We start from the raw sequence: 21,411 nt of genomic DNA, 5'->3' as shown, positions 1-21,411 counted from the left end.
AATAAATCAGCATGACAGACTATAAAAACACATTGAATTTACCGGAAACCGGATTCCCTATGCGAGGTGATCTTGCTAAACGTGAACCGGCGATGTTGCAAAATTGGTACGATAAAGAACTTTATCGCAAAATCCGTCAAGGCAAAAAAGGCAAAAAAGCTTTTATTCTGCATGATGGCCCTCCTTATGCAAACGGAAAACTTCATATTGGTCATGCCGTTAATAAAATTATTAAAGACATTATTATCAAATCAAAAGGCTTAAGTGGTTATGACTCCCCATATATTCCAGGATGGGATTGTCATGGTTTGCCGATTGAGCAAAAAGTCGAGGAGCAAGTCGGTAAACCAGGTGTAAAAGTAACACCAGCTGAGTTTCGCCAAATTTGTCGTGATTATGCTGCTTCACAAGTTGAATTACAAAAAGCTGATTTTATTCGCATGGGTGTGCTTGGGGATTGGCAAAATCCATACCGTACAATGGACTATGATACTGAAGCGAATATTATTCGTGCTTTAGGTAGAGTAATTCAAAATGGGCATTTAGTCAAAGGTGCTAAACCAGTTTATTGGTGTACAGATTGTATGTCAGCTTTAGCGGAAGCTGAAGTCGAATATTATGATAAATCATCGCCCGCAATAGATGTAAAATTCAAAGCCGTAGATAACCAAGCTGTTGCAAGTAAATTTGGTGTTAATACCGACCTAACTATTTATGCCGTGATTTGGACGACAACACCTTGGACATTACCTGCCAGCCGAGGTATTGCCTTAAATGCTGAATTTGAGTATCAACTAGTACAAATAAACGATAAAGAATGCTTAATTTTAGCCGCTGATCTGGTCGAATCAGTCATGAAACGTGCCGAAATTTCAGAATGGAAAGTACTTGGCAGCTGTAAAGGTGATGTGCTTGAGCTATTACGCTTTAAACATCCTTTCCTTGAGTTTGATGAACCAATTGTACTTGGTGAACATGTGACAGTTGACGCAGGTACAGGTGCAGTGCACACGGCGCCTGGTCACGGTGTTGAAGACTTTTTAGTTGGTCAAAAATATGGGCTTGAAGTTGCTAACCCTGTTGGTGGCAATGGCTGTTATTTACCTGGAACAGGTGTTGGTTTAGATGGTTTATTTGTTTTCAAAGCCAATAAAGTGGTAGTTGAACTATTAAAAGAACGCAATGCTTTACTACACTTTGAAAATATTGAACATAGCTATCCTTGTTGCTGGCGACATAAAACGCCTGTTATCTACCGTGCAACACCACAATGGTTTATCAGTATGGATAAACAAGGTTTACGTGCTCAATCACTAAAAGAGATCAAACAAGTTCGTTGGATTCCAGATTGGGGACAAGCTCGAATTGAAACTATGGTAGCGAACCGTCCTGATTGGTGTATTTCACGTCAACGCACATGGGGCGTGCCTATGACGCTATTTGTGCATAAAGAAACTGAAGAGTTACATCCAGACACATTACAACTAGTTGAGAAAGTGGCTAAATTGGTTGAACAAAACGGTATTCAAGCATGGTGGGATGCCGATATTAAAGATTTATTAGGTCCTGATGCTGATGATTATCGTAAAGTGCCCGATACACTAGATGTATGGTTTGATTCAGGCTCAACATTCTACTCAGTGGTTGGCGTGCGTCCTGAATTTGCAGGGCACGAAGCCGATATGTACTTAGAAGGTTCAGATCAGCATCGTGGTTGGTTTATGTCTTCATTAATGCTATCAACGGCAATTGATAACAAAGCACCGTATAAACAAGTATTAACTCACGGTTTTGTGGTCGATGGACAAGGACGTAAGATGTCTAAATCACTTGGTAACATTGTGACCCCACAAGAAGTGATGAATAAACTTGGGGCAGATATTTTACGTTTGTGGATTGCATCGACTGATTATTCAGGCGAAATGAGTTATTCAGATGAAATCATTAAACGTGCAGCCGATAGCTACCGTCGTATTCGTAATACCGCACGCTTCTTACTGGCTAACTTAAATGGTTTCGATCCAGCTAAAGATATGGTTAAACCAGAAGATATGGTAGTACTTGATCGTTGGGCTGTCAGTATAGCTAAAGAAGCTCAAGAGCAAATCATTCAAGCTTATGAAAACTACGATTTCCATAGAGTCGTACAACGTATTATGCAATTTTGCTCAATCGAAATGGGCTCATTCTATTTAGATATTATCAAAGATCGTCAATATACAGCAAAAAGCGATAGTGTTGCGCGCCATAGTTGTCAAACTGCGTTATATCATATCGCTCAAGCAATGGTTCGTTGGATTGCACCAGTTTTATCATTCACTGCTGATGAAATTTGGCAATATCTACCTGCTTCTGAAAAATCTGAATTTGTATTTGAAGATGAATGGTATACCTTGCTATTTACCTTATCAGATAGTGAAACATTAAACAGTGCTTATTGGGCTCAAATCTTAGCTATTCGAAGTGAAGTCAATAAAGTTTTAGAACAAGGCCGTAATGATAAAGTTATCGGGGGATCACTTGAAGCAGCGGTAACCCTTTATGCTAATAGCGAAATAGCAACGGCTCTCGCTAAATTAGAAAACGAATTACGCTTTGTATTACTGACTTCACAAGCGACGGTGAAACCTTTAGAAAATGCACCACAACATGCGGTACAAAGTGATATTCAAGGTCTTAAAATTGAGCTTGCTAAAGCACAAGGCGATAAATGTCCTCGTTGCTGGCATTTTACAGTTGATAACAACCCAACCACTCACTTATGTAAACGTTGTGAACAAAACATTCATGGTAATGGTGAAGTTAGACATTTTGCCTAAGTGATATAAAAATAAATAGGGCTATAAAAATAATTTTATAGCAATTAAGAACACTTACCGCCGACGATTGTCGGCGGTATTATAATAATGAGCATAAATTATATGAAAAAAGATAACGGACTTCACTGGTTATTATTTGCGGTTGTAGTTTTTATTATCGATATCGCAAGTAAATTCTGGATTATAAATAATTTTTACTTATTTGAATCTGTAAATCTTTTACCCTTCTTCTCTATCACCTATGTACATAATATTGGCGCAGCTTTCAGTATTTTTGAAGGTCAACGATGGATACTTGCTGCCGTAGCTTTTGCTGTTAGTGTCGTAATTGTTTATATGTTATATCGCAGTAACCATAAGCAAAAATTAGAAAATTTTTCATTAGCATTAATTTTAGGTGGTGCATTAGGAAACCTATTTGACCGTCTTTACCATGGATTTGTTGTCGACTTTCTAGATGTCAATTTTGGTGATTGGCACTACCCAACTTTTAATATTGCTGATTGTGCGATTTGTTTAGGTATTGGATTTTACATCCTAAGCAATTATGCTAAAAAGACTGACTAATATGCAGATTATACTCGCTAATCCTCGTGGCTTTTGTGCTGGAGTAGATCGAGCTATTACTATCGTTGAACGCGCGCTTGAGCTATTTGGTGCTCCTGTTTATGTTCGCCATGAAGTTGTACATAATCGCTACGTAGTTAACCGTCTTAAAGAACTTGGCGCAATATTTATCGAAGATCTCAATGATGTCCCAGACGACAGTATCCTTATTTTTTCTGCCCATGGGGTATCTAAAACAGTTCGTGATGAAGCCAAACGTCGCCAGCTACGAATATTCGATGCTACATGCCCTTTAGTAACTAAAGTTCATATGGAAGTCGCCAGAGCAAGCTATCGAGGTGAAGAGGTTATTCTTATTGGTCATGCTGGCCATATTGAAGTAGATGGCACGATGGGACAATATGGTAATCCAGCAGGTGGAATCTATTTAGTCGAATCAATTAAAGATGTACAAAACTTGCAAGTAAAAAATGACAATCATCTCTGTTTTACAACACAAACAACCTTATCGGTTGATGATACCGCAGAAATCATTGAAGCGTTAAAAAATCGATTTCCCAATATTCGTAGCCCTCGTAAAAACGATATTTGTTATGCCACCACTAACCGCCAACAAGCAGTTAAGCAGTTATCATCTCAAGCCGATATTGTCTTAGTGGTTGGATCTAAAAATTCATCAAACTCCAGTCGATTAGCAGAGCTTGCAAGACGAAACAGCAAAAATGCCTACTTAATCGACTACGCCTCAGACATCAATCTTAAATGGTTAGAAAATGCTCAAACTATTGGTGTCACCGCTGGCGCTTCTGCCCCAGAAATTTTAGTTAAACAAGTTATTGAGCATCTAAAAAGTTTAGGTTGCACATCAATGATTGAAACCGAAGGTATTTCAGAAAATATTACTTTTGAAATTCCCAAAGAGTTACGTATAGAAGTTAAAACAACTGATTAAGAAGCATGTGTTAGTTGCTTAAATTTTTCTAATAACTCTTCTTGGGTTTCGACATGCTCTGGATCAGCAATAATCGCATTTTGAATTGGACAGACGCGTTGACAGGTAGAATGATCATAATAACCGACACACTCAGTGCATTTATTTGGATCAATTTCATAAGTATCGAACCCCATTGAAATGGCCTCATTTGGACATTCAGGTTCACACATATCACAATTAATACACTTATCAGTTATTTTTAACGCCATTGCTACAATATCTTTAACGAATAAAAAATTTGCGCCATTATAACGCAATCCTAAATAAATCCTAATACGGATCTACATTTACATTGAGTATTGACAAAACTTTTGCAAAAAATTTTGAGGAACGGGGTTTTTGAAGGTCTAAAATTGCATAAATTTGAAAATTAAAGCCTAATGCATATCAAAATAAGTGTTCCTAATCATATCATCCACCTAAATAGTTATTGGAATTTTAGAATTATTTTAGAAACTTATCAGCTTGACGCGAAAATAGTTTTATTAGTAAATTGAACAAAGGAACGGCTCAAAGCTTCACTAATTTCCATTAGTAAGTTAATTAGGAATTGCCTACTTTTTTGTGCAATAAACAAGTATTCCTATGTATGATTATCTAATGATATTTATAATCAAATTTTTAAGTACATATTAAAAGAAAGGTGATTTTTTCTATCAATTCAGAAATATCTTTAATACAGTTAAAAATTTTCATAAAAATTACAATTTATTATCTTTAGTTATCATTGCAAATGAAATTAATACGATACAATGCTCAAAAAATAACAAAAACGAAAGGATGAAAAATTGGCAAAATTCTTTAGATTCAAATATATCGTTATCTTTATTGCCACTTTAGTTGTGCTTTATTTAGGAAAATTAATTTTTTTTCCTTCAGAGCAGGCCGTTAATTATATTACGTCGCCAGTAACGAAAGGAAATGTTGAGAAAACGGTTCTTGCTGATGGCACTATAAGCGCTTTTAAACAAGTTAGTGTTGGTGCACAAGTTTCTGGACAAATCAAAAAATTGTATGTTGAACTTGGCGATGAAGTTAAGCAGGGAGATATGATTGCTGAGATTGATGATCTTAAACAAAGTAACGATCTCAAACAATCTGAAGCAAAATTAAACAGCTTGGAAGCTCAGCGTACATCTAAGCAAGCAAAATTAGTTAACTATCAACTAACTTATGAACGCCAATTAAAACTGGTTAAAAAAGGGGTTGGTGTACAATCAGATTTAGATTCAGCAAAAGCCGATCTTGATGCAATCAAAGCTGATATTGCAGCGCTTGATGCAGATATTGTTAGCGCTCAAGTGGCAGTTGATACTGCAAAAGTTAATTTAGGTTATACCAAAATACGCTCACCAATTGATGGTGTTATTGTTGCCATTCCTGTCGACCAAGGGCAAACGGTAAACTCGGTACAAAGTGCTCCGACTATCGTTAAAGTCGCTCAATTGGATAAAATGACCATTGAAGCACAAATTTCGGAAGCCGATGTTATTGGTGTTAAAAAAGGTATGCCCGTTTATTTCACTATATTAGGACAACCAAACAAGCGGTTTGAGGGATTAACATTAAGATCGATTGAGCCTGCACCTGACTCAATTAATAGCGAAAACTCTACGTTAAGCTCATCATCTACCTCCAAAAGCGCAATTTATTACAATGGATTATTTGATGTTGACAATCCTGATCATCTTTTACGTATTTCAATGACAGCTCAAGTATATATTGTGTTAGCTGAAGCGAAAAATGTACTGACTATTCCATCCCAAGCTGTTCAAAAAAATTTAGCAGATAATAAAGCGATTATTTATCTACTTGATCAACATAATAATGTTGAAGAACGAGAAGTCAGTCTAGGTATCAATAATAATATCAATGTGGAAATCAAATCGGGACTTAAAGAAGGTGAAATCGTCATTATTGGTAGTAACAATGGCGCATTATTTAATCCTAATGGACGCACGCCGAGGATAAGATTTTGATATGACAAATAATCCACTTATCAAACTTGAAAATATTGTTCGTGAATTTCCAGCCGGTGATTCAACCATACAAGTACTTAAAAATATCAATTTAACGATTAATGCCGGTGAAATGGTTGCCATTATTGGTGCATCTGGCTCAGGCAAATCGACGTTAATGAATATTTTAGGTTGTTTAGATAAACCAAGCTCGGGGGTCTATACCATTGGAGGTCGAACCACCAATAAATTATCACCCGATGAATTAGCTGAATTACGTCGAGAACATTTTGGATTTATCTTTCAACGCTATCATTTATTAAGCGCCTTAACTGCACAAGGTAACGTTGAAATTCCCGCCATTTATGCAGGAATCACTAATGAACAACGAAAAAAACGAGCTATTGAAATATTAACGCGTTTAGGGCTTGAAGATAAAATTAATAATAAACCCAGTCAATTATCGGGAGGTCAACAACAGCGTGTCAGTATTGCTCGAGCCTTAATAAATGGCGGACAAGTTATTTTAGCAGATGAACCAACAGGCGCACTTGACCGTAAAAGCGGATTAGAAGTTATGGCTATCTTGCGAGAACTTCATAAACAAGGGCATACTGTGATTATTGTAACGCATGATAGCAATATTGCCCAAAGTGCAGAGCGAATTATTGAAATCAGTGACGGAAATATTATCTCAGATTCAATCAATCCTAACTATCAGGTAGAAGAAAAAAAAGATAATCGCCAAGTTAAACAGATCGAAACCACTAAAACCCAAGACAACTTTCAAGCTAAATACAATCGCTTTCGAGACGCCTTTAATATGGCGATATTGTCGATGCGTTCTCAACGATTACGCACTTTTCTAACCATGCTTGGTATCATCATTGGCATAGCCTCTGTCGTTTCCATGGTTGCATTAGGAGAAGGCACAAAACAAAAAATACTCTCGAATATAAACTCATTAGGAACAAGCACGCTAGAGATTTATCCCGGTAGCGGATTTGGGGATCGTAATGCAGATAAAATTACCACCCTACGCTCATCCGATGCTGACTTTTTAGCGAAACAGAATTTTGTTCATAGCACAACCCCAAACCTGGCAACATCAGTCTATTTTCGAGTCAAAAATTTGGCGATGACTGGTACAGTAAATGGTGTGGGAGAGCAATTTTTTGCCGTTCGTGGTTATAACATCACCCAAGGCATTGCTTTTGACCAAGCTAGCGTTGCATCATCAGCACAAGATGCCGTTATCGATGAAAATACCGTTAAACAGTTATTTAAGAATGAAAATCCAATTGGAAAAATTCTTATGGTGGGTCAATTGCCGGTAAGAGTAATTGGTGTTGCCACCAAACAACAACAGGGATTTGGTAATAATGAGAGTCTTAATATCTGGTTACCTTATACCACTGTCATTAATCGCATGGTTGGACAAACATCGTTAAGAAGTATTACGGTTCGGATTAATGATAATGTTGATTTATCAGTTGCTGAACAAGCGATTAATAAAATCATGATACAACGGCATGGTGTTAAAGACTTTTTTATCTTTAATTCAGATAGTATCCGTGAAACGGTTAATTCCTCGGCTTGGGTGTTAACATTATTAATCTCAACCATTGCATTTATATCACTGTTAGTCGGTGGTATTGGGGTAATGAATATCATGCTAGTATCGGTTACCGAAAGAACTCGAGAAATTGGTGTACGCATGGCTGTTGGAGCACGCTCAAGTGATATATTGCAACAGTTTTTAATCGAAGCGGTATTAGTGTGTTTGATCGGCGGAACATTAGGTATTTTATTATCATTTGTGGTCGGTGGGATTTTTAATTATTTTGTCACATCATTTGCAATGCGTTTTTCAATCATTTCAATTATCGCTGCCTTTAGCTGTTCAAGTATAATTGGCATAATTTTTGGGTATTTTCCAGCAAAACGAGCCGCAAAACTTGATCCAATTTATGCATTAGAAAGAGAATAAAAATCGCTATTAAAATAAAATCCCTTTGCACGATAAACTGCAAAGGGATGACAATTTGTTAATAACCGTTTAAAAATTAATTATTTTGTTCTTCACTTTCAGTTTTTTTATCAATTTCTACCTTAACATGCGGATCTAAATCCACTAAGTAGGCAGTAACTCTCGCATAATCTTTGACATAATCAGTGGTATTTTTAGTATTAAGACCACGCGAGTTCACAAAAAACTTACGATTAACCACAACAGTTGGAATTGACTCAGGTCTTAATTGGTTATAGGCCTCAGTTTGTTGTGTCATAAACGCTTTAACTAAAAAACTTTGTTTGGTTTTATCAAACTGATCAGCATCAACACCTAAGTCTGCAAAGACAGCTTTAATATCATCAGCAGTTTTTAATTTACGCTCGGTTTGTACAGCTTTATAAAGTGCATCTGACACTTTATCTTCAATACCTAATACATTAGCCACCGCCCATGCTTCAGCTAGCTCTTTAGCTAACGGACCAAAATTGTCTAAATGATAACGTTTAAATTTAGTACCATTTGGTAAAGCTTTAGCAATCGCGTCTGTTGCATGATATTCGCTTTCAAATTTAAAACAGCTAGGACAGTTGAATGAGAAAAACTCTACAACCTCTTTATCTGGAGAAGGTTCAAATGGTAAAACACCATATTGTTCACCTTGTTCAATCGGTTTTAACTGCTCAGCAACATTTGCTGTAGCTGGTTGAGTATCATTTTTATTATCTGCTGGCGCTTCTTGCGCAAAACAGGTTATAGAAGTTAATAATACTCCAATAGCAATAAGCGTTTTTTTCATTTAATTTATTCTCCTTATTCTTTAATAATTCCGCGAGCTTTTAATATTGCTGATTTAAAATCATCTTCATAATCTTTTTTTAATCCAGGTATAGCTTCGTTTTTATCTGAATTACGCATTTTTAAATGATAAATTAAAACTTCATCACTAAGATCTTTTAAATTACCATCAAAACCAGCTTCTTTACCCAATTTATCTAAAAGCTGTAATAAATTGAGGTCTGAATCATTTTCCCAAGCTGGTTGTAATAACTCAATTAACTCATCAATACGATGACATTTCATAATAACTACCTTTTAATTATTCAACTAAGTTGATAGGTGATGACATAAACCTTTATGTTAATCTTTACTTTACAATCTATATATTAATAAGCTTCTAGTATATACTCGGCTTTAAATTTAAATTGTCCATTTAAAAGATTCATAAACAAATATATTTTATGTCTAAAAAATAACTTTGCTATATAGTAATGTTATTTTGCTTTTTGGCAATGTAAAAGAGAAAGAATTTATGGAAAAACTGCCTATTACTGCTATTATTTTAGCTGGTGGTCAGAGTAACCGCATGAATGGTGTGGATAAAGGCTTGATGTTATTAGCTGGGAAACCACTTTTTCAACATGTAATTGATCGCATCAAACCTCAAGTCGATTTTATAATGATTAATTGTAATCGGCATGATGATCAATATGGTTCGCTAAACTACCCTATTTTTGGTGATGATTTAAAAGGATTTTTAGGGCCGCTTGCCGGAATCTATAGTGGCTTATTACGAAGCAATACAGATTGGAACTTATTTGTTAGTTGTGATACCCCTTTTTTACCACATGATTTGCTCGCTCGTTTAGCAAAATTTTCAGCTACTCATCAAGCTATTTTCCCTTTTGATGGTAAGGATAATCATCCAACCATTTTATTAATCAATAAATCTGTCATTACTCAACTAAAAAAATATTTGGAAAACGGTGATCGCAAACTGATGTTGTTTTTAAAGAAGATTCATGCAACTGCTGTTGATTTTAGCGATACGCCTACTAGTTTTATCAATATTAATACAGTTGATATGCTAGAAAATGCCAATTTGGTAATTGAGGCGAATAAATAAATCACAAATCGAGCCTTTTTATGCGTTAGCTTATTGATTTTTTTTGTTTAAAAACCCCGTTCCTCAACTTTTTTTATATTTTAATTATTAACAGTTTGATAGATAAAAACTTACTGTCATTTTTTAAGCAATTTTTTTAATTCTTGAGCAAAGTTTTCTATTTCAACTTCTTGTGTTGACCACGAAGTGCAAAAACGTAAACAAATATGGTTTGGATCACTTTGCCCTAAATTATCCACAGCATAACGTGAAGTAATTTTTTTGGCTAATTGATTCGGTAAATTGACAAACAGCTGGTTGGTTTGTGGTTTGGCTGCAAAGGTGAATCCCTCATTTTCAAATAAGTTTGTTAGTTTTTCAGCCATCATATTGCTATGTTTGCCTAATAAAAGATAAAGGTTATTTTGCATTAACGCTTTAAATTGTACAGCTATAATCCAACTTTTAGCTAATATTGCTCCTTTTTGTTTCATATTAAAACGGAAGTCGCGATTAATATTATGATTATTAAATACCAACGCTTCACCAGCAAAACCACCAACTTTAGTGCCACCAATATAAAATACATCGGTATATTTGGCTAAATCAGGGAAAGTAATGTCATTATCTTTAGCGCCTAATGCCATAGCTAAACGCGCACCATCTAAATAAAGATATAAATGATTTTTTTGACAAAATTGATACAGTTTTTTTAGCTCTTGTTTGGTATATAGGGTACCTAATTCGGTAGTGTTGGAAATGTATATCAGCTTTGGTTGGACCATGTGCTCGTCACAATGATAATCTAAAACAGGTTTTATGGATTCTGGTGTTAATTTTCCATCTTCAGTTTTCACCGTTACAACCTTATGCCCTGTGGCTTCAATTGCGCCCGTTTCATGCACATTGATGTGTCCGGTTTCCGCTGCAATCACAGCCTGATATGGTTTTAGTATATGTGAAATGGTTGTTAAATTGGTAATTGTCCCACCAGCCATAAAATGTATGTCTGCATTCGGGGATTTTAATCTTTTCCTAATCTGATCGATTGCATCATTACAACAATCATCTAAGCCATATCCAATCAACTTTTTATTATTGATATTGATAAATTCTTCTAACAATTTAGGGTGTACTGTTTGATTATAATCATTTAAAAAATCGTACATATCATTAATCTTGTATAAAATAATATTTACGTTTAAATATAGCACGTTATTGTTGAGAATCTATGAATAATAAAAAAATTATTGGTATTACTGGATATAGTGGATGTGGTAAAACCACTTTGCTAAAAAAGATTATTCAGTTAATGGTTTTGCAAAATATTAAAGTAGGTTCATTAAAACATGCCCATCATGATATTGAGTTAGATATCCCTGGCAAAGATAGTTATGAGCTACGCAAATCGGGGGCATTACAAACTATTGTTGCCTGCGATAAACGTTACGCATTGATTGAAGAAACACCCGATACCCCAGCAGATCTAAAAACGCTTATTAATCGGTTTACCGATGTTGATGTGATATTAATTGAGGGATTTAAAGATGAACAAATTCCTAAAATTATGTGTCATCTAAAACAATGTCAAAAACCATTATTTATTGATGATTTTACCATTGCTGTTGCTAGCGATGAGCCGTTAATAACATCTTTACCTGTATTAGATATTAATCAACCAGAGCAAATTGTGAATTTTATAAATAATTATTTATTTTGCCGTTAATATATCGTATTTTACTTAACTGTTTTTTTAACTAATATTATCATTATGAAATTTCGACTAAGAAAAACTATAAGCATTGCCAAGAAAGTCCTAATTGGATTAATGCTTTTCTCTGTTTTTCTTATTCTGCTTATGCGTTGGGTTAATCCTTGGGGTTCCATGTTGATGGTCGAAAGAAAGATCGCTAACTGGAATATTAATCAACAACGAATTTGGAAAGATTGGGATCAAATTTCAGATAATATTAAGATTGCCGTTATAGCTGCTGAAGATCAGCAATTTGCCAATCATTGGGGATTTGATTTTAAGGCTATAAACCGTGCGTTAAATTATAATAAAAATAATAGAAAAATCCGTGGCGCCAGTACCATCACTCAGCAAGTTGCGAAAAATATTTTTTTATGGTCATCGCGAAATTGGATCCGCAAAGGTGTTGAATCATGGTTCACAGTTTGGATTGAGCTTATTTGGTCAAAGCAACGGACACTTGAGATTTATTTAAATAGCGTTGAATGGGGTGAAGGGATTTTTGGTATTGAGGCCGCCTCACGCCACTACTTTGGTGTCAGTGCAAAGCAATTAACCAAAGAGCAAGCTAGTTTACTGGCTGCAATTTTACCTAATCCTAGAAAATGGAGTCCAGTTAATCCTAATATCCTTACACAAAAAAAAGCAAAATGGATCCTAGGCCAAATGGAAAATTTAGATACGAAAAAATATTTGAAGAAACTTAATTAATTAACGCTTAATGTTTTTACAAATTCAGGCACAATTTTACTTGCAGGGCCGTAAATTTTGGTTTGAAATAAACTTTCCCCCAAACTCGGCTCTAAATTGAGCTCAACAGTTTTTGCCCCCGATTGATTAGCAACCTCTACAAAACCCGCTGCCGGGTAAACATTGCCCGATGTACCAATCGAAATAAAATAGTCAGCTTGTGAAAGCGCATGGTAAATTTTATTCATCTCTAATGGGATTTCACCAAACCATACTATGTGTGGACGAATAAGCTTATTTTTTACATAATCCACATCTTGATGACAATCAATGATTTGCCCGGTTTGCTCATTACGAACTTTCAATAATTCGCCATGCATGTGAATAATATTTTTAGAACCCGCCCGCTCATGAAGATTATCAACATTTTGTGTCACAATTAATACATTTTCACTGCCGAGCTTATGTTCAAGCTCAGCTAAAGCAAAATGCGCTAAGTTTGGTTTTACCTCAGGGCTTTGTAATTTTTTTCGTAGCATATTATAGAAAGAATGGACCGCAATGGGATCGCGACTATAACCTTCATAGGTTGCAACATCATTAACATCATATCCTTCCCACAATCCATCTTGTGCACGGAATGTCGATAGTCCAGATTCCGCAGAAATACCCGCACCCGTTAAAATAACAATTTTCGTTTCTTTCATCATACCTTAACTTCTTATCTTTCTAATTAGGTAGGTTTAATTGATTTGCTATTGGCTATATTCGGTTGTAAACATGCTCATAGCAGGTTTTTTTAAGTTTTGATACTTACTATAAGCACTAGCTACTTTTGATCTTACATTTGCTTTGCTTTCACCATTTAACCAACTATCAATCATAGCGTGCACACTATACGCTTCCGGAGCCATATACTGCATGGTTAATATCAATGGCGAAATTCCGGTAGCTAATAACGGTTTGGAAAAATATTTTTGACTTTTACAAGCAAAAACGGCCGCATAGCGCGATTTTTGCTTTTCTTTCTCTTCTTTTGAGTTTGACGCCCAACTCGTTTCATAACCAAAGAATTTACTCCAAGACCATTCCATTAAACCATTGTGACCAATGTAAACAACTAAATTAGCTTTACCACCGCCAGCGATTATTTTTTTGTTATCTAGGGTAAATGTTGATTGTTTTTTGCCTGCTGAGTAATTAATAAAATCATCAATCGTATTATCAATATATTTACCATCATAAGCTTGCGCAATAATATAAACATCTTTGCTTTTATGTTTATAGATAATCTCTTCTAATATTTTACCCTCTTGAGGTTTATTGACTTGGACTACTTGCCATTCTTTTTGTTTACTAAAAAATGTTTTAAAGCCATAGGCGGCGCCCCAATAAAGATTATTTTTTGGATCTTGACCATTACCGATTGCTGCCGGAACGGGTACAATTCCTTGATACTTATTATCACATAATGCAACAACGACATGAATTACTTTGGGATCAGCAAAACATGAAACGGAAAAACACATAATTAGCATTAATAATAGATATTTACGGGCTTTCTTCATTTGTTATCAATTCTCCATTCACTTCGTATTTTACAATTACATTATTTTTATACATCATTTCAGAGCAAATACATGCCGGGGCGCCACCGACATTGTTTTTGGTCATGGTGTCTCTCCAGATTTCATTTTTTCTATAGATAACACCTTGCCTTTTAATAAAGGCATGCTGCTTTTCATAAACATGATAGCTGTATAGTCTTTCTGCATCACATAATAGCTCACCCTCTAGTTGGTGATCGCCAACATGAAGCATAATTTGAAACGTTTTATCGGTAGGATTATGAATAATAAGATCAATATAATTATAAAAAATAGCGGCACCCGAACCAAAAGGTAACACTCGACCATCATCAGGAAAAGGATCAAAGCTATGATTTGCTCGCTCAACTATTTGGAGTTCTGAATGGAGAGCTAACCAATGAATTAAATTACTGATCTGACATATACCACCGCCAATACCTGAACGAGCTATGCCAAATGAAAGTTCCATTCCATTCACAAATCCTCGCTTTTTAGTTGGTTTTCCGACTAATCGGCAAAACGAGAAATATTCACCAGGCTTAATTAAGATTCCATTTAACGAATCAACGGCAATTTTTAGGTTTGTGACTTTATTGTATTGAAGCTGAATATCGCTGTTACCCAATCGACGTATTAACTTAGAGGTATGTTTTTTATAGCGAAAAGGTAAACGTAAATCATGACTACGTTTTAAGCTATATTGACGCGAAGAACAATACCAGTACAAATGACGAAACAAGCGACGCTGATTTATCCTTAACCAATAAAGTAAGGGATGATAACTGGATAACGGCTTTCGCATTATTGCTTTTTCCTTATATTCTACTAATATCGATTATAGCATCAAAAGATTTATATACTATGTTATATAAGTTTTTTAAGTTTAAAAGATTGTTACAAGACGCTTTGGTTTATTTACCAAAATACCTTAACATTAAACAAATTTAATCTTTTCGACATAATTTTAATCATACAGTTCGCTTAATACTTTTAGGAAATGGATAAAATGAAAACAATAGGTTTAATCGGCGGGATGAGCTGGGAAAGCACAGTGACTTATTATCAAGTGATCAATCAAATGGTAGGAAAATCATTAGGAGGATTACATTCCGCCAAGACACTTTTATATAGTGTCGACTTTCAAGAAATTGAACATTGTCAGTCCAATGGTGAGTGGGATAAAAGTACGCTCATTTTAATTGATGCAGCGAAAAGACTAGCATTAGCTGGGGCAGATTTTATCGTGATTTGTACCAATACGATGCATAAAGTCGCTGATCAGGTTCAAGCAGCCATTGATATTCCCATTCTCCATATTGCTGATGTTACGGCACAGCACTTAATCAAAGGCAATATTCAAACGGTTGCTTTGCTAGGAACAAAATATACGATGGAACAAGACTTTTATAAATCAAAACTGACTAATAAAGGTTTGAAAGTACTGATTCCTGATGAGCAAGATAGAATAATCATCAATCGGGTTATTTATGATGAACTCTGCCATGGCATAATTAAGCCAAGCGCTAAGCAAGCTTATCTTGATATTATTGAAAAACTTGTTAACCAAGGTGCACAAGGCGTTATACTGGGCTGCACTGAAATTGGCTTGTTAATCCAACAGACAGATTGCCTGACGCCATTTTTTGATACCGCTTTATTGCATGCCGAGGAAGCCGCCTTATTTGCAATAAGTTAATCATTTACTCTTTATCAGTATATTCTAATATATCACCCGGTTGGCAATCTAAGTGTTTACAGATTGCCTCGAGGGTTGCCAGTCTGAATCCTTTTACTTTACCTTGCTTTAGTAATGATAAATTTTGTTCAGTAATGCCGATTACGGCTGCTAAGTCTTTGGATTTAACTTTGCGTTTAGCCAGCATTACATCTAAATTTATAATAATTGCCACATTAAGATCCTATTAAATCGGTTTCTAGGTTAACATCATTGTATCGCACTCAACGTTATTATTTATATGCCATATTTAGATAAACTGTCTATTTTCTTCAGCGATCTGACTGGCTTTTTTTAAGATCTGACCAATTAGCATAATACTGATTGCTAAAAGCAGTGTCATAAAATCTTCACTAGTAAACGATACCGTAAAATAACGCTCAGGTTGATTGTAACTTAATATTGCCGTTATTACCGGTTCTGAAAGTATGCCCATTATCGCCCAAATTACCAAAAATTTACCAAAGTTATAACAGTATTTTGTTGATTTAACGGAAAAATAGTCCGCTTGCGCAAAATTAACCAGCATTAATCGTAGTTGATTAAAAGCATAAATTAAAATAACAATTCTGCCGGTATCAATAAGTGTTGCTAAGGCAGCTTGCCAAAAGTTTAGGCCTGTGGAAATGTCGATACTATCATCCATTGTAGTGGAAATGAAAAAAGAATATCCATCCGATCCAAACCCAATATTGTTCTTATCAAAAAAGTAATATAACAAAGGCGATATCGTTCCAATCAGCATACATAAGATAGGGATCAAAATTAATACTGACATCAATTTACAATATTGATTTAAGCGAGTCTGATTTCTAGCTATATCTGTGTTCATTTTTATTTCCTTTTGGTTAAATTTACCAAATAGAGTATAAGCTGAGGGAAATAAAAAAACAACAATTTATTAAAATAAAACGATAATAATTTATCGTTATTCACTTATTTGTGATTATAAAAAAGCCTTGCCGTTTAACGGCAAGGCTTCAAAAAATTAACTAATTATTTATGCTTCAATAGCAACACGTAGTTTTTTCATTGCATTTTTTTCGAGTTGGCGTATACGCTCAGCCGAAACACTATATTTATCAGCCAAAACCTGCAATGTTGATTTGCTATCATCAGCATCTAACCAACGCGCTTTAATAATATCTTGGCTACGCTCGTCTAATTGAGATAATGCATCATGTAATTTATCAGTTGCATCATTTTCCCAATTGTCATTTTCAATTGATTTAGAAAAATCAGAATTAACATCTTCTAAATAAAGCGCAGGAGCAACAATTGAATTATCATCGTCATCACTATCAATATCAAATGACATATCTTGCGCTGACATTCGTGATTCCATCTCTAGTACATCTTTACGACTTACGCCAAGCTCATCAGCAACCATATCAACTTCAGCACTATTAAACCAACCTAAACGTTGTTTATTTTTTCTCAAATTAAAAAATAATTTTCTTTGCGCTTTAGTGGTTGCGACTTTTACAATACGCCAGTTTTTTAGTACGTATTCGTGAATTTCAGCTTTTATCCAGTGTACCGCAAAAGAGACTAAACGTACTCCCATTCCTGGATTAAAACGACGTACCGCTTTCATTAAACCAATGTTACCTTCTTGAATCAAATCAGCTTGTGGTAGACCGTAACCAGAATATCCACGCGCAATATGCGCAACAAAGCGTAAATGAGACAAAATTAATTGTCTTGCTGCATCAACATCATCATGATAATAAAGTCTTTCACCTAGAGACTTTTCTTCCTCAGCTGTTAGCATCGGATAAGTATTTATCATACGAAGATATGATTCAATATTTCCTTGTGGGATTAAAGCACCTGCTTGCATTTTTAAATCAGTACTCATTTAATTCCCCCCTTAAATTAGACTAATTTTGTTACATCTTACTTGTGTAACAATTTAAATTCTTTCTTTTAATTTAGACCACTAAAATGTGATTTAGTTCACATTTTTATCATAATTTTTATTATGTAGGATCTGGTAAAAATGGCAAATATTTAATCCACCATTATGAAGCTATAACCATTTTATTCAAATACTTTTTAGTAGCAATAAATGCTGAAAACCAACCTATAATCATCGAGAATAAAATAATTAATAAGCTTTCATCCCATGAAAGACCATTTATATTAACTATTGTTCCAAAAACATCCGATACATGCAACATGGTTGAATCTATTTGAAGGATAAATACTTTCGATAGAACCAAAGCCAAAATAGCACTAATTAATCCAGTAAAAATACCATTATATAAAAATGGTCGTAAAATAAAGCCTTCCGTTGCCCCAATCAATTGCATAACCGTAATCGTTTGCCTGCGAGCAAATATATTTAACCGAATGCTGTTCCCAATAACCAGTGACACAGCAATGATCATAAAGATTGAAATCGTCCATACTATTGATTTGACCATATTGGTTAATGCCGTTAATCGCGTAAACCAACTGTCATCAAGCTGTACATCATCGACACCATCTATTTTTCGTAATCGTGCTTGTAGATCGTGTAATTTATTAGTTTGCTTAGCTTCTTCAACTGGAAAAATGATAGCAACTGCAGGCAATGGATTGTCAGCAAGTAAATCAAGTGCATCATCAAATCCTGACCAAGTTTTGAATTCATCGCGTGTTTCATCTCGAGAAAGATAAGTCACATTTTGAACTTCAGGAATCGTTTTAAATTGGTCAATTAAATTATTAGTTTGCTCTGGCGTTAGTGTTTTGTTTATATAAACTGTTACGTTAGGAGTTGGATACCATTGCTCTGCTGCTTGATTTGCATTTTTTAATAGTAAATAGCCTATTGTCGGTAAAGTAATTGAAATAGCAATAACAAAAATAGTCAGCAAAGAGGCAAATATATTTTGATAAAAATAGTTAAATACATTATGCCATGCATAGCCAATCTGCCTTTTCCAACGCCCTAAAAAGCTATTATTCTTTTTTTGTTTAGATGGTTTAATCTTGGCCTTTATCATCAACTTTTAACCTCTAAACGTCCTTGATTTAAATTGAGTATTCGATGGTGTTTTCGACGAATAAGCCCCATGTTATGCGTTGCCATCAGTACAGTTACACCTGTCTGGTTAAACTCTTCAAATAATTTCAATATATCTTTTGAAAGTTTATCATCTAAATTACCAGTAGGTTCATCAGCAAGTAATACGGTTGGGCGATTAACAATAGCTCGAGCTATTCCTACGCGCTGCTGCTCCCCGCCAGATAACTGTATTGGATAAAATTTCATTTTATCAATCAATCCAACTTTATCTAATGCTGCTGAAACTCGTTTTTTAATTTCTTCGGCTGGCTTTCCTAAAATGATTAATGGAAAAGCCACATTCTCATAAACAGTATGATCTAATAATAATTGGTGATCTTGAAATATCATACCTATTGTACGACGCAAAAACGGCACTTGATGTTTTTTTAAACGAGAAACATCAACACCATTAAGTAATACTTTACCATCATTCGCTTTTTCTAAACCACAAATCAAACGCATTAATGTGCTTTTACCTGCACCTGAATGGCCTGTTAAGAAAGCCATTTCCCCTTGCGATAAAGTAAATGTTATATTTTGCAAAGCTGGCTTTCCACCAGAATAAACTTTACTAACACGTTCAAATCGAATCATGATTTATCTCTATTCTTCTGCTTCATCAAACAGTGCGTTAATAAAATCATCAGCCACAAATGGTCTTAGGTCTTCTATTTTTTCACCGACACCGATATAACGGATTGGAATATTAAACTGATCAGCAATGCTGAATATAATACCACCTTTTGCAGTACCATCTAATTTAGTCAATGTCATCCCTGTTACACCAACAGCTTCATTAAATAATTTAGTTTGGCTAATAGCATTTTGGCCTGTTCCTGCATCTATTGTTAACATGATTTCGTGAGGAGCAGTTTCATCTTGTTTTTTAATTACTCGTACAATCTTTTTTAATTCATCCATCAGATGTGATTTATTTTGCAAACGTCCTGCAGTATCAGCAATTAATACATCAATATTTTTCGCTTTTGCAGCTTGAATGGCATCAAAAATTACCGATGCAGAATCAGCATTAATGTGTTGTGCGATTACTGGGATATTATTACGTTCACCCCAAACCTGTAATTGTTCAACAGCAGCAGCGCGAAAAGTATCGCCAGCTGCAAGCATAACTGATTTACCTTGTTGTTGAAATTGACGAGCTAATTTGCCAATTGTCGTCGTTTTTCCAACACCGTTTACACCAACCATCAATATAACAAAAGGTTTATGACTTTCTATATTTAGAGGTTGTTGAGCACCATCTAAAATAGATTTCATTTCATTTTTTAATAGATCATGTAATGCATCAGCATCTTTTAATTCTTTTCTTGAAGCTTGTTGTGTTAATGTGCTTATTAATTTTTGTGTGGTATCGAAACCAACATCAGCAATGATCAATTGCTCTTCTAATTCTTCAAACAGTTGATCATCGATCTTTTTTCCTTTAAATAAGCTAAGAAAACCAGATCCTATATTTTGTTTAGTTTTAAAAAGACCTTTTTTTAAACGAGAAAAAAAACCTTCTTTTTTTTGTTCAATCATAAATAACTTATCCCATGATCAATATCAATGATCATTTTATCTTATTTTATTATAAAGCCCAACGTATTCGATCAAAGAGAGTCATATTATTGATCTATTTGATCCTTGAATCTTTTAAGGTTCGTGAATTAAATTTAATTATTTAATATAAAGATCGTTGAGAGTAATAGATCGCCATTCGCCTTGGGGTAGGTTGTGAGTAAATAAATTATACTTGCCAATCTGAACTCGAATTAAACGTAAGCAAGGAAATCCAACGGCGGCACACATTCTTCTAACTTGTCGATTTTTTCCTTCTGTTATAGTAACACTTATCCATGAAGTGGGAATTGTTTTGCGTTCTCGAATAGGTGGGACTCGTTGCCACAAATTAATAGGCTCTTCTAAAAAATCCACGATTGCAGGTGCGGTATGAAATTCCTTCAATTGTACACCGCTGATTAATTTATCAATCGCTTGCTTATCAATTAACCCTTCAACTTGTACCCAATAGGTTTTAGGTAATTTAAATTTTGGAGAACTAATTTTAGACTGCAATTTACCATCATTGGTCAGTAATAATAATCCTTCACTGTCAGTATCTAAACGACCAGCAGGATAAAATCTAGGCATGGATATATAATCTTTTAATGTCTGATATTTTTCATGAGCAGAAAACTGTGTCACGACATTAAATGGTTTATTAAAAGCGATTAATGAACTCATTCTATCCTCAGAAGAATTAAATAACCTTAGAATGCAAAAAAGCCCAGCATTGCTGCTGGGCTTTCGCTCTAATTTAAAAGTCTGGCGGCACCCTACTCTCACATG

22 protein-coding genes and 1 pseudogene are annotated in these 21,411 nt (G+C 34.9%); 9 read left to right on the top strand and 14 right to left on the bottom strand.

The window, feature by feature from the left end; all coding sequences use genetic code 11:
• The first annotated feature begins 11 nt into the window (after positions 1 to 11).
• From ileS to ispH, 3 genes are all read left to right on the top strand, one after another.
• Positions 12 to 2,819, top strand: coding sequence for an isoleucine--tRNA ligase (gene ileS, locus J3U16_RS10500; protein WP_267343016.1), 2,808 nt, complete (start codon positions 12 to 14; stop codon positions 2,817 to 2,819).
• Between the two features lie 102 nt (positions 2,820 to 2,921).
• Positions 2,922 to 3,386 (top strand): signal peptidase II, encoded by a 465-nt coding sequence (gene lspA, locus J3U16_RS10495; RefSeq protein WP_065733549.1) that lies wholly within the window; start codon positions 2,922 to 2,924, stop codon positions 3,384 to 3,386.
• 1 nt (position 3,387) lies between these two features.
• On the top strand, positions 3,388 to 4,338 hold the full coding sequence (ispH, locus tag J3U16_RS10490) for a 4-hydroxy-3-methylbut-2-enyl diphosphate reductase (RefSeq protein ID WP_267331091.1): 951 nt from the start codon (positions 3,388 to 3,390) through the stop codon (positions 4,336 to 4,338).
• On the opposite strand, the gene J3U16_RS10485 is transcribed toward ispH, so the two are convergent.
• Positions 4,335 to 4,589, bottom strand: a complete 255-nt coding sequence (locus J3U16_RS10485) for a YfhL family 4Fe-4S dicluster ferredoxin (RefSeq protein WP_065733593.1) — start codon at positions 4,587 to 4,589, stop codon at positions 4,335 to 4,337. The two genes, ispH and J3U16_RS10485, sit on opposite strands and share 4 nt — an antisense overlap.
• Positions 4,590 to 5,168: 579 nt before the next feature.
• Between J3U16_RS10485 and J3U16_RS10480 the strand changes: the two genes are divergently transcribed.
• Both J3U16_RS10480 and J3U16_RS10475 read left to right on the top strand, forming a co-directional pair.
• A complete protein-coding gene (locus J3U16_RS10480) occupies positions 5,169 to 6,359 on the top strand; it encodes an efflux RND transporter periplasmic adaptor subunit (RefSeq protein WP_267343014.1) in 1,191 nt (396 codons plus the stop codon).
• A 1-nt stretch (position 6,360) separates the two neighbouring features.
• Positions 6,361 to 8,328, top strand: a complete 1,968-nt coding sequence (locus J3U16_RS10475; RefSeq protein WP_065563830.1) for a MacB family efflux pump subunit — start codon at positions 6,361 to 6,363, stop codon at positions 8,326 to 8,328.
• A 76-nt stretch (positions 8,329 to 8,404) separates the two neighbouring features.
• On the opposite strand, the gene J3U16_RS10470 is transcribed toward J3U16_RS10475, so the two are convergent.
• Both J3U16_RS10470 and J3U16_RS10465 read right to left on the bottom strand, forming a co-directional pair.
• A complete protein-coding gene (locus tag J3U16_RS10470; RefSeq protein WP_267331089.1) occupies positions 8,405 to 9,148 on the bottom strand; it encodes a DsbA family protein in 744 nt (247 codons plus the stop codon).
• A 14-nt stretch (positions 9,149 to 9,162) separates the two neighbouring features.
• Positions 9,163 to 9,432, bottom strand: a complete 270-nt coding sequence (locus J3U16_RS10465) for a YihD family protein (protein WP_065563832.1) — start codon at positions 9,430 to 9,432, stop codon at positions 9,163 to 9,165.
• A gap of 229 nt (positions 9,433 to 9,661) precedes the next feature.
• Here J3U16_RS10465 and mobA point away from each other — a divergent pair, with 229 nt between their 5' ends.
• On the top strand, positions 9,662 to 10,255 hold the full coding sequence (mobA, locus tag J3U16_RS10460) for a molybdenum cofactor guanylyltransferase MobA (protein WP_267343013.1): 594 nt from the start codon (positions 9,662 to 9,664) through the stop codon (positions 10,253 to 10,255).
• A gap of 116 nt (positions 10,256 to 10,371) precedes the next feature.
• On the opposite strand, the gene J3U16_RS10455 is transcribed toward mobA, so the two are convergent.
• On the bottom strand, positions 10,372 to 11,403 hold the full coding sequence (locus tag J3U16_RS10455) for a threonine aldolase family protein (protein WP_267331087.1): 1,032 nt from the start codon (positions 11,401 to 11,403) through the stop codon (positions 10,372 to 10,374).
• Between the two features lie 62 nt (positions 11,404 to 11,465).
• Between J3U16_RS10455 and mobB the strand changes: the two genes are divergently transcribed.
• Entirely contained in the window at positions 11,466 to 11,960 is a 495-nt protein-coding gene (gene mobB / locus J3U16_RS10450; protein ID WP_065563835.1) for a molybdopterin-guanine dinucleotide biosynthesis protein B, read from the top strand.
• A gap of 45 nt (positions 11,961 to 12,005) precedes the next feature.
• The gene (gene mtgA, locus J3U16_RS10445) at positions 12,006 to 12,698 is read left to right on the top strand and encodes a monofunctional biosynthetic peptidoglycan transglycosylase (RefSeq protein WP_065563836.1); all 693 of its coding nucleotides are present in this window, start codon (positions 12,006 to 12,008) and stop codon (positions 12,696 to 12,698) included.
• Here mtgA and cobB read toward each other — a convergent pair.
• Genes cobB through J3U16_RS10430 form a run of 3 tightly spaced genes read right to left on the bottom strand, consistent with a single transcriptional unit; the run spans position 12,695 to position 15,068 of the window.
• Entirely contained in the window at positions 12,695 to 13,387 is a 693-nt protein-coding gene (gene cobB / locus J3U16_RS10440) for a Sir2 family NAD+-dependent deacetylase (RefSeq protein ID WP_267331086.1), read from the bottom strand. The two genes, mtgA and cobB, sit on opposite strands and share 4 nt — an antisense overlap.
• Before the next feature lie 45 nt (positions 13,388 to 13,432).
• The gene (locus J3U16_RS10435; RefSeq protein ID WP_267331085.1) at positions 13,433 to 14,245 is read right to left on the bottom strand and encodes a hypothetical protein; all 813 of its coding nucleotides are present in this window, start codon (positions 14,243 to 14,245) and stop codon (positions 13,433 to 13,435) included.
• Positions 14,229 to 15,068, bottom strand: a complete 840-nt coding sequence (locus J3U16_RS10430; RefSeq protein ID WP_267331084.1) for a VanW family protein — start codon at positions 15,066 to 15,068, stop codon at positions 14,229 to 14,231. Before J3U16_RS10430 ends, J3U16_RS10435 begins: the two co-directional genes overlap by 17 nt.
• Positions 15,069 to 15,272: 204 nt before the next feature.
• Here J3U16_RS10430 and J3U16_RS10425 point away from each other — a divergent pair, with 204 nt between their 5' ends.
• On the top strand, positions 15,273 to 15,962 hold the full coding sequence (locus J3U16_RS10425; protein WP_267331083.1) for an aspartate/glutamate racemase family protein: 690 nt from the start codon (positions 15,273 to 15,275) through the stop codon (positions 15,960 to 15,962).
• A 4-nt stretch (positions 15,963 to 15,966) separates the two neighbouring features.
• Here the strand turns inward: J3U16_RS10425 and J3U16_RS10420 are convergent, their stop codons facing one another.
• The 7 genes and pseudogenes from J3U16_RS10420 to J3U16_RS10390 all read right to left on the bottom strand — a co-directional run bounded on the left by J3U16_RS10420 (position 15,967) and on the right by J3U16_RS10390 (position 21,306).
• Positions 15,967 to 16,176 carry a helix-turn-helix domain-containing protein gene (locus J3U16_RS10420; RefSeq protein ID WP_267331082.1) on the bottom strand — a complete coding sequence of 70 codons (210 nt, stop codon included), beginning with the start codon at positions 16,174 to 16,176 and terminating at the stop codon, positions 15,967 to 15,969.
• Positions 16,177 to 16,251: 75 nt separating this feature from the next.
• The gene (locus tag J3U16_RS10415; protein WP_267331081.1) at positions 16,252 to 16,833 is read right to left on the bottom strand and encodes a DUF2975 domain-containing protein; all 582 of its coding nucleotides are present in this window, start codon (positions 16,831 to 16,833) and stop codon (positions 16,252 to 16,254) included.
• A gap of 168 nt (positions 16,834 to 17,001) precedes the next feature.
• The gene (gene rpoH, locus J3U16_RS10410; RefSeq protein WP_065733540.1) at positions 17,002 to 17,862 is read right to left on the bottom strand and encodes an RNA polymerase sigma factor RpoH; all 861 of its coding nucleotides are present in this window, start codon (positions 17,860 to 17,862) and stop codon (positions 17,002 to 17,004) included.
• Positions 17,863 to 18,025: 163 nt separating this feature from the next.
• The gene (gene ftsX / locus J3U16_RS10405) at positions 18,026 to 18,994 is read right to left on the bottom strand and encodes a permease-like cell division protein FtsX (RefSeq protein WP_267331080.1); all 969 of its coding nucleotides are present in this window, start codon (positions 18,992 to 18,994) and stop codon (positions 18,026 to 18,028) included.
• Positions 18,994 to 19,653, bottom strand: a complete 660-nt coding sequence (ftsE, locus tag J3U16_RS10400) for a cell division ATP-binding protein FtsE (protein ID WP_267331079.1) — start codon at positions 19,651 to 19,653, stop codon at positions 18,994 to 18,996. Before ftsE ends, ftsX begins: the two co-directional genes overlap by 1 nt.
• Positions 19,654 to 19,662: 9 nt before the next feature.
• A pseudogene (ftsY, locus tag J3U16_RS10395) lies at positions 19,663 to 20,586 on the bottom strand (signal recognition particle-docking protein FtsY); the annotation flags it as partial.
• Between the two features lie 153 nt (positions 20,587 to 20,739).
• A complete protein-coding gene (locus J3U16_RS10390) occupies positions 20,740 to 21,306 on the bottom strand; it encodes a pseudouridine synthase (protein ID WP_267331078.1) in 567 nt (188 codons plus the stop codon).
• Positions 21,307 to 21,411 lie beyond the last annotated feature (105 nt).

Origin of the sequence: Gilliamella sp. B3023 (assembly GCF_026536845.1) — a bacterium.
In the GTDB taxonomy this organism is placed as follows: Bacteria; Pseudomonadota; Gammaproteobacteria; order Enterobacterales; family Orbaceae; genus Gilliamella; species Gilliamella apicola_E.
This window is presented reverse-complemented; position numbering and strand designations above follow the sequence as displayed.

Bases quoted from the DNA above. Each gene is read 5' to 3' on its own strand.
- J3U16_RS10455 (WP_267331087.1), bottom strand. From the start codon at position 11,403: ATGTACGATTTTTTAAATGATTATAATCAAACAGTACACCCTAAATTG.
- mobB (WP_065563835.1), top strand. From the start codon at position 11,466: ATGAATAATAAAAAAATTATTGGTATTACTGGATATAGTGGATGTGGT.
- ispH (WP_267331091.1), top strand. From the start codon at position 3,388: ATGCAGATTATACTCGCTAATCCTCGTGGCTTTTGTGCTGGAGTAGAT.
- J3U16_RS10430 (WP_267331084.1), bottom strand. From the start codon at position 15,068: ATGCGAAAGCCGTTATCCAGTTATCATCCCTTACTTTATTGGTTAAGG.
- mobA (WP_267343013.1), top strand. From the start codon at position 9,662: ATGGAAAAACTGCCTATTACTGCTATTATTTTAGCTGGTGGTCAGAGT.
- J3U16_RS10465 (WP_065563832.1), bottom strand. From the start codon at position 9,432: ATGAAATGTCATCGTATTGATGAGTTAATTGAGTTATTACAACCAGCT.
- J3U16_RS10485 (WP_065733593.1), bottom strand. From the start codon at position 4,589: ATGGCGTTAAAAATAACTGATAAGTGTATTAATTGTGATATGTGTGAA.
- lspA (WP_065733549.1), top strand. From the start codon at position 2,922: ATGAAAAAAGATAACGGACTTCACTGGTTATTATTTGCGGTTGTAGTT.
- J3U16_RS10435 (WP_267331085.1), bottom strand. From the start codon at position 14,245: ATGAAGAAAGCCCGTAAATATCTATTATTAATGCTAATTATGTGTTTT.
- J3U16_RS10390 (WP_267331078.1), bottom strand. From the start codon at position 21,306: ATGAGTTCATTAATCGCTTTTAATAAACCATTTAATGTCGTGACACAG.
- ftsE (WP_267331079.1), bottom strand. From the start codon at position 19,653: ATGATTCGATTTGAACGTGTTAGTAAAGTTTATTCTGGTGGAAAGCCA.
- ileS (WP_267343016.1), top strand. From the start codon at position 12: ATGACAGACTATAAAAACACATTGAATTTACCGGAAACCGGATTCCCT.
- ftsX (WP_267331080.1), bottom strand. From the start codon at position 18,994: ATGATAAAGGCCAAGATTAAACCATCTAAACAAAAAAAGAATAATAGC.
- rpoH (WP_065733540.1), bottom strand. From the start codon at position 17,862: ATGAGTACTGATTTAAAAATGCAAGCAGGTGCTTTAATCCCACAAGGA.
- J3U16_RS10425 (WP_267331083.1), top strand. From the start codon at position 15,273: ATGAAAACAATAGGTTTAATCGGCGGGATGAGCTGGGAAAGCACAGTG.
- cobB (WP_267331086.1), bottom strand. From the start codon at position 13,387: ATGATGAAAGAAACGAAAATTGTTATTTTAACGGGTGCGGGTATTTCT.
- mtgA (WP_065563836.1), top strand. From the start codon at position 12,006: ATGAAATTTCGACTAAGAAAAACTATAAGCATTGCCAAGAAAGTCCTA.
- J3U16_RS10415 (WP_267331081.1), bottom strand. From the start codon at position 16,833: ATGAACACAGATATAGCTAGAAATCAGACTCGCTTAAATCAATATTGT.
- J3U16_RS10470 (WP_267331089.1), bottom strand. From the start codon at position 9,148: ATGAAAAAAACGCTTATTGCTATTGGAGTATTATTAACTTCTATAACC.
- J3U16_RS10475 (WP_065563830.1), top strand. From the start codon at position 6,361: ATGACAAATAATCCACTTATCAAACTTGAAAATATTGTTCGTGAATTT.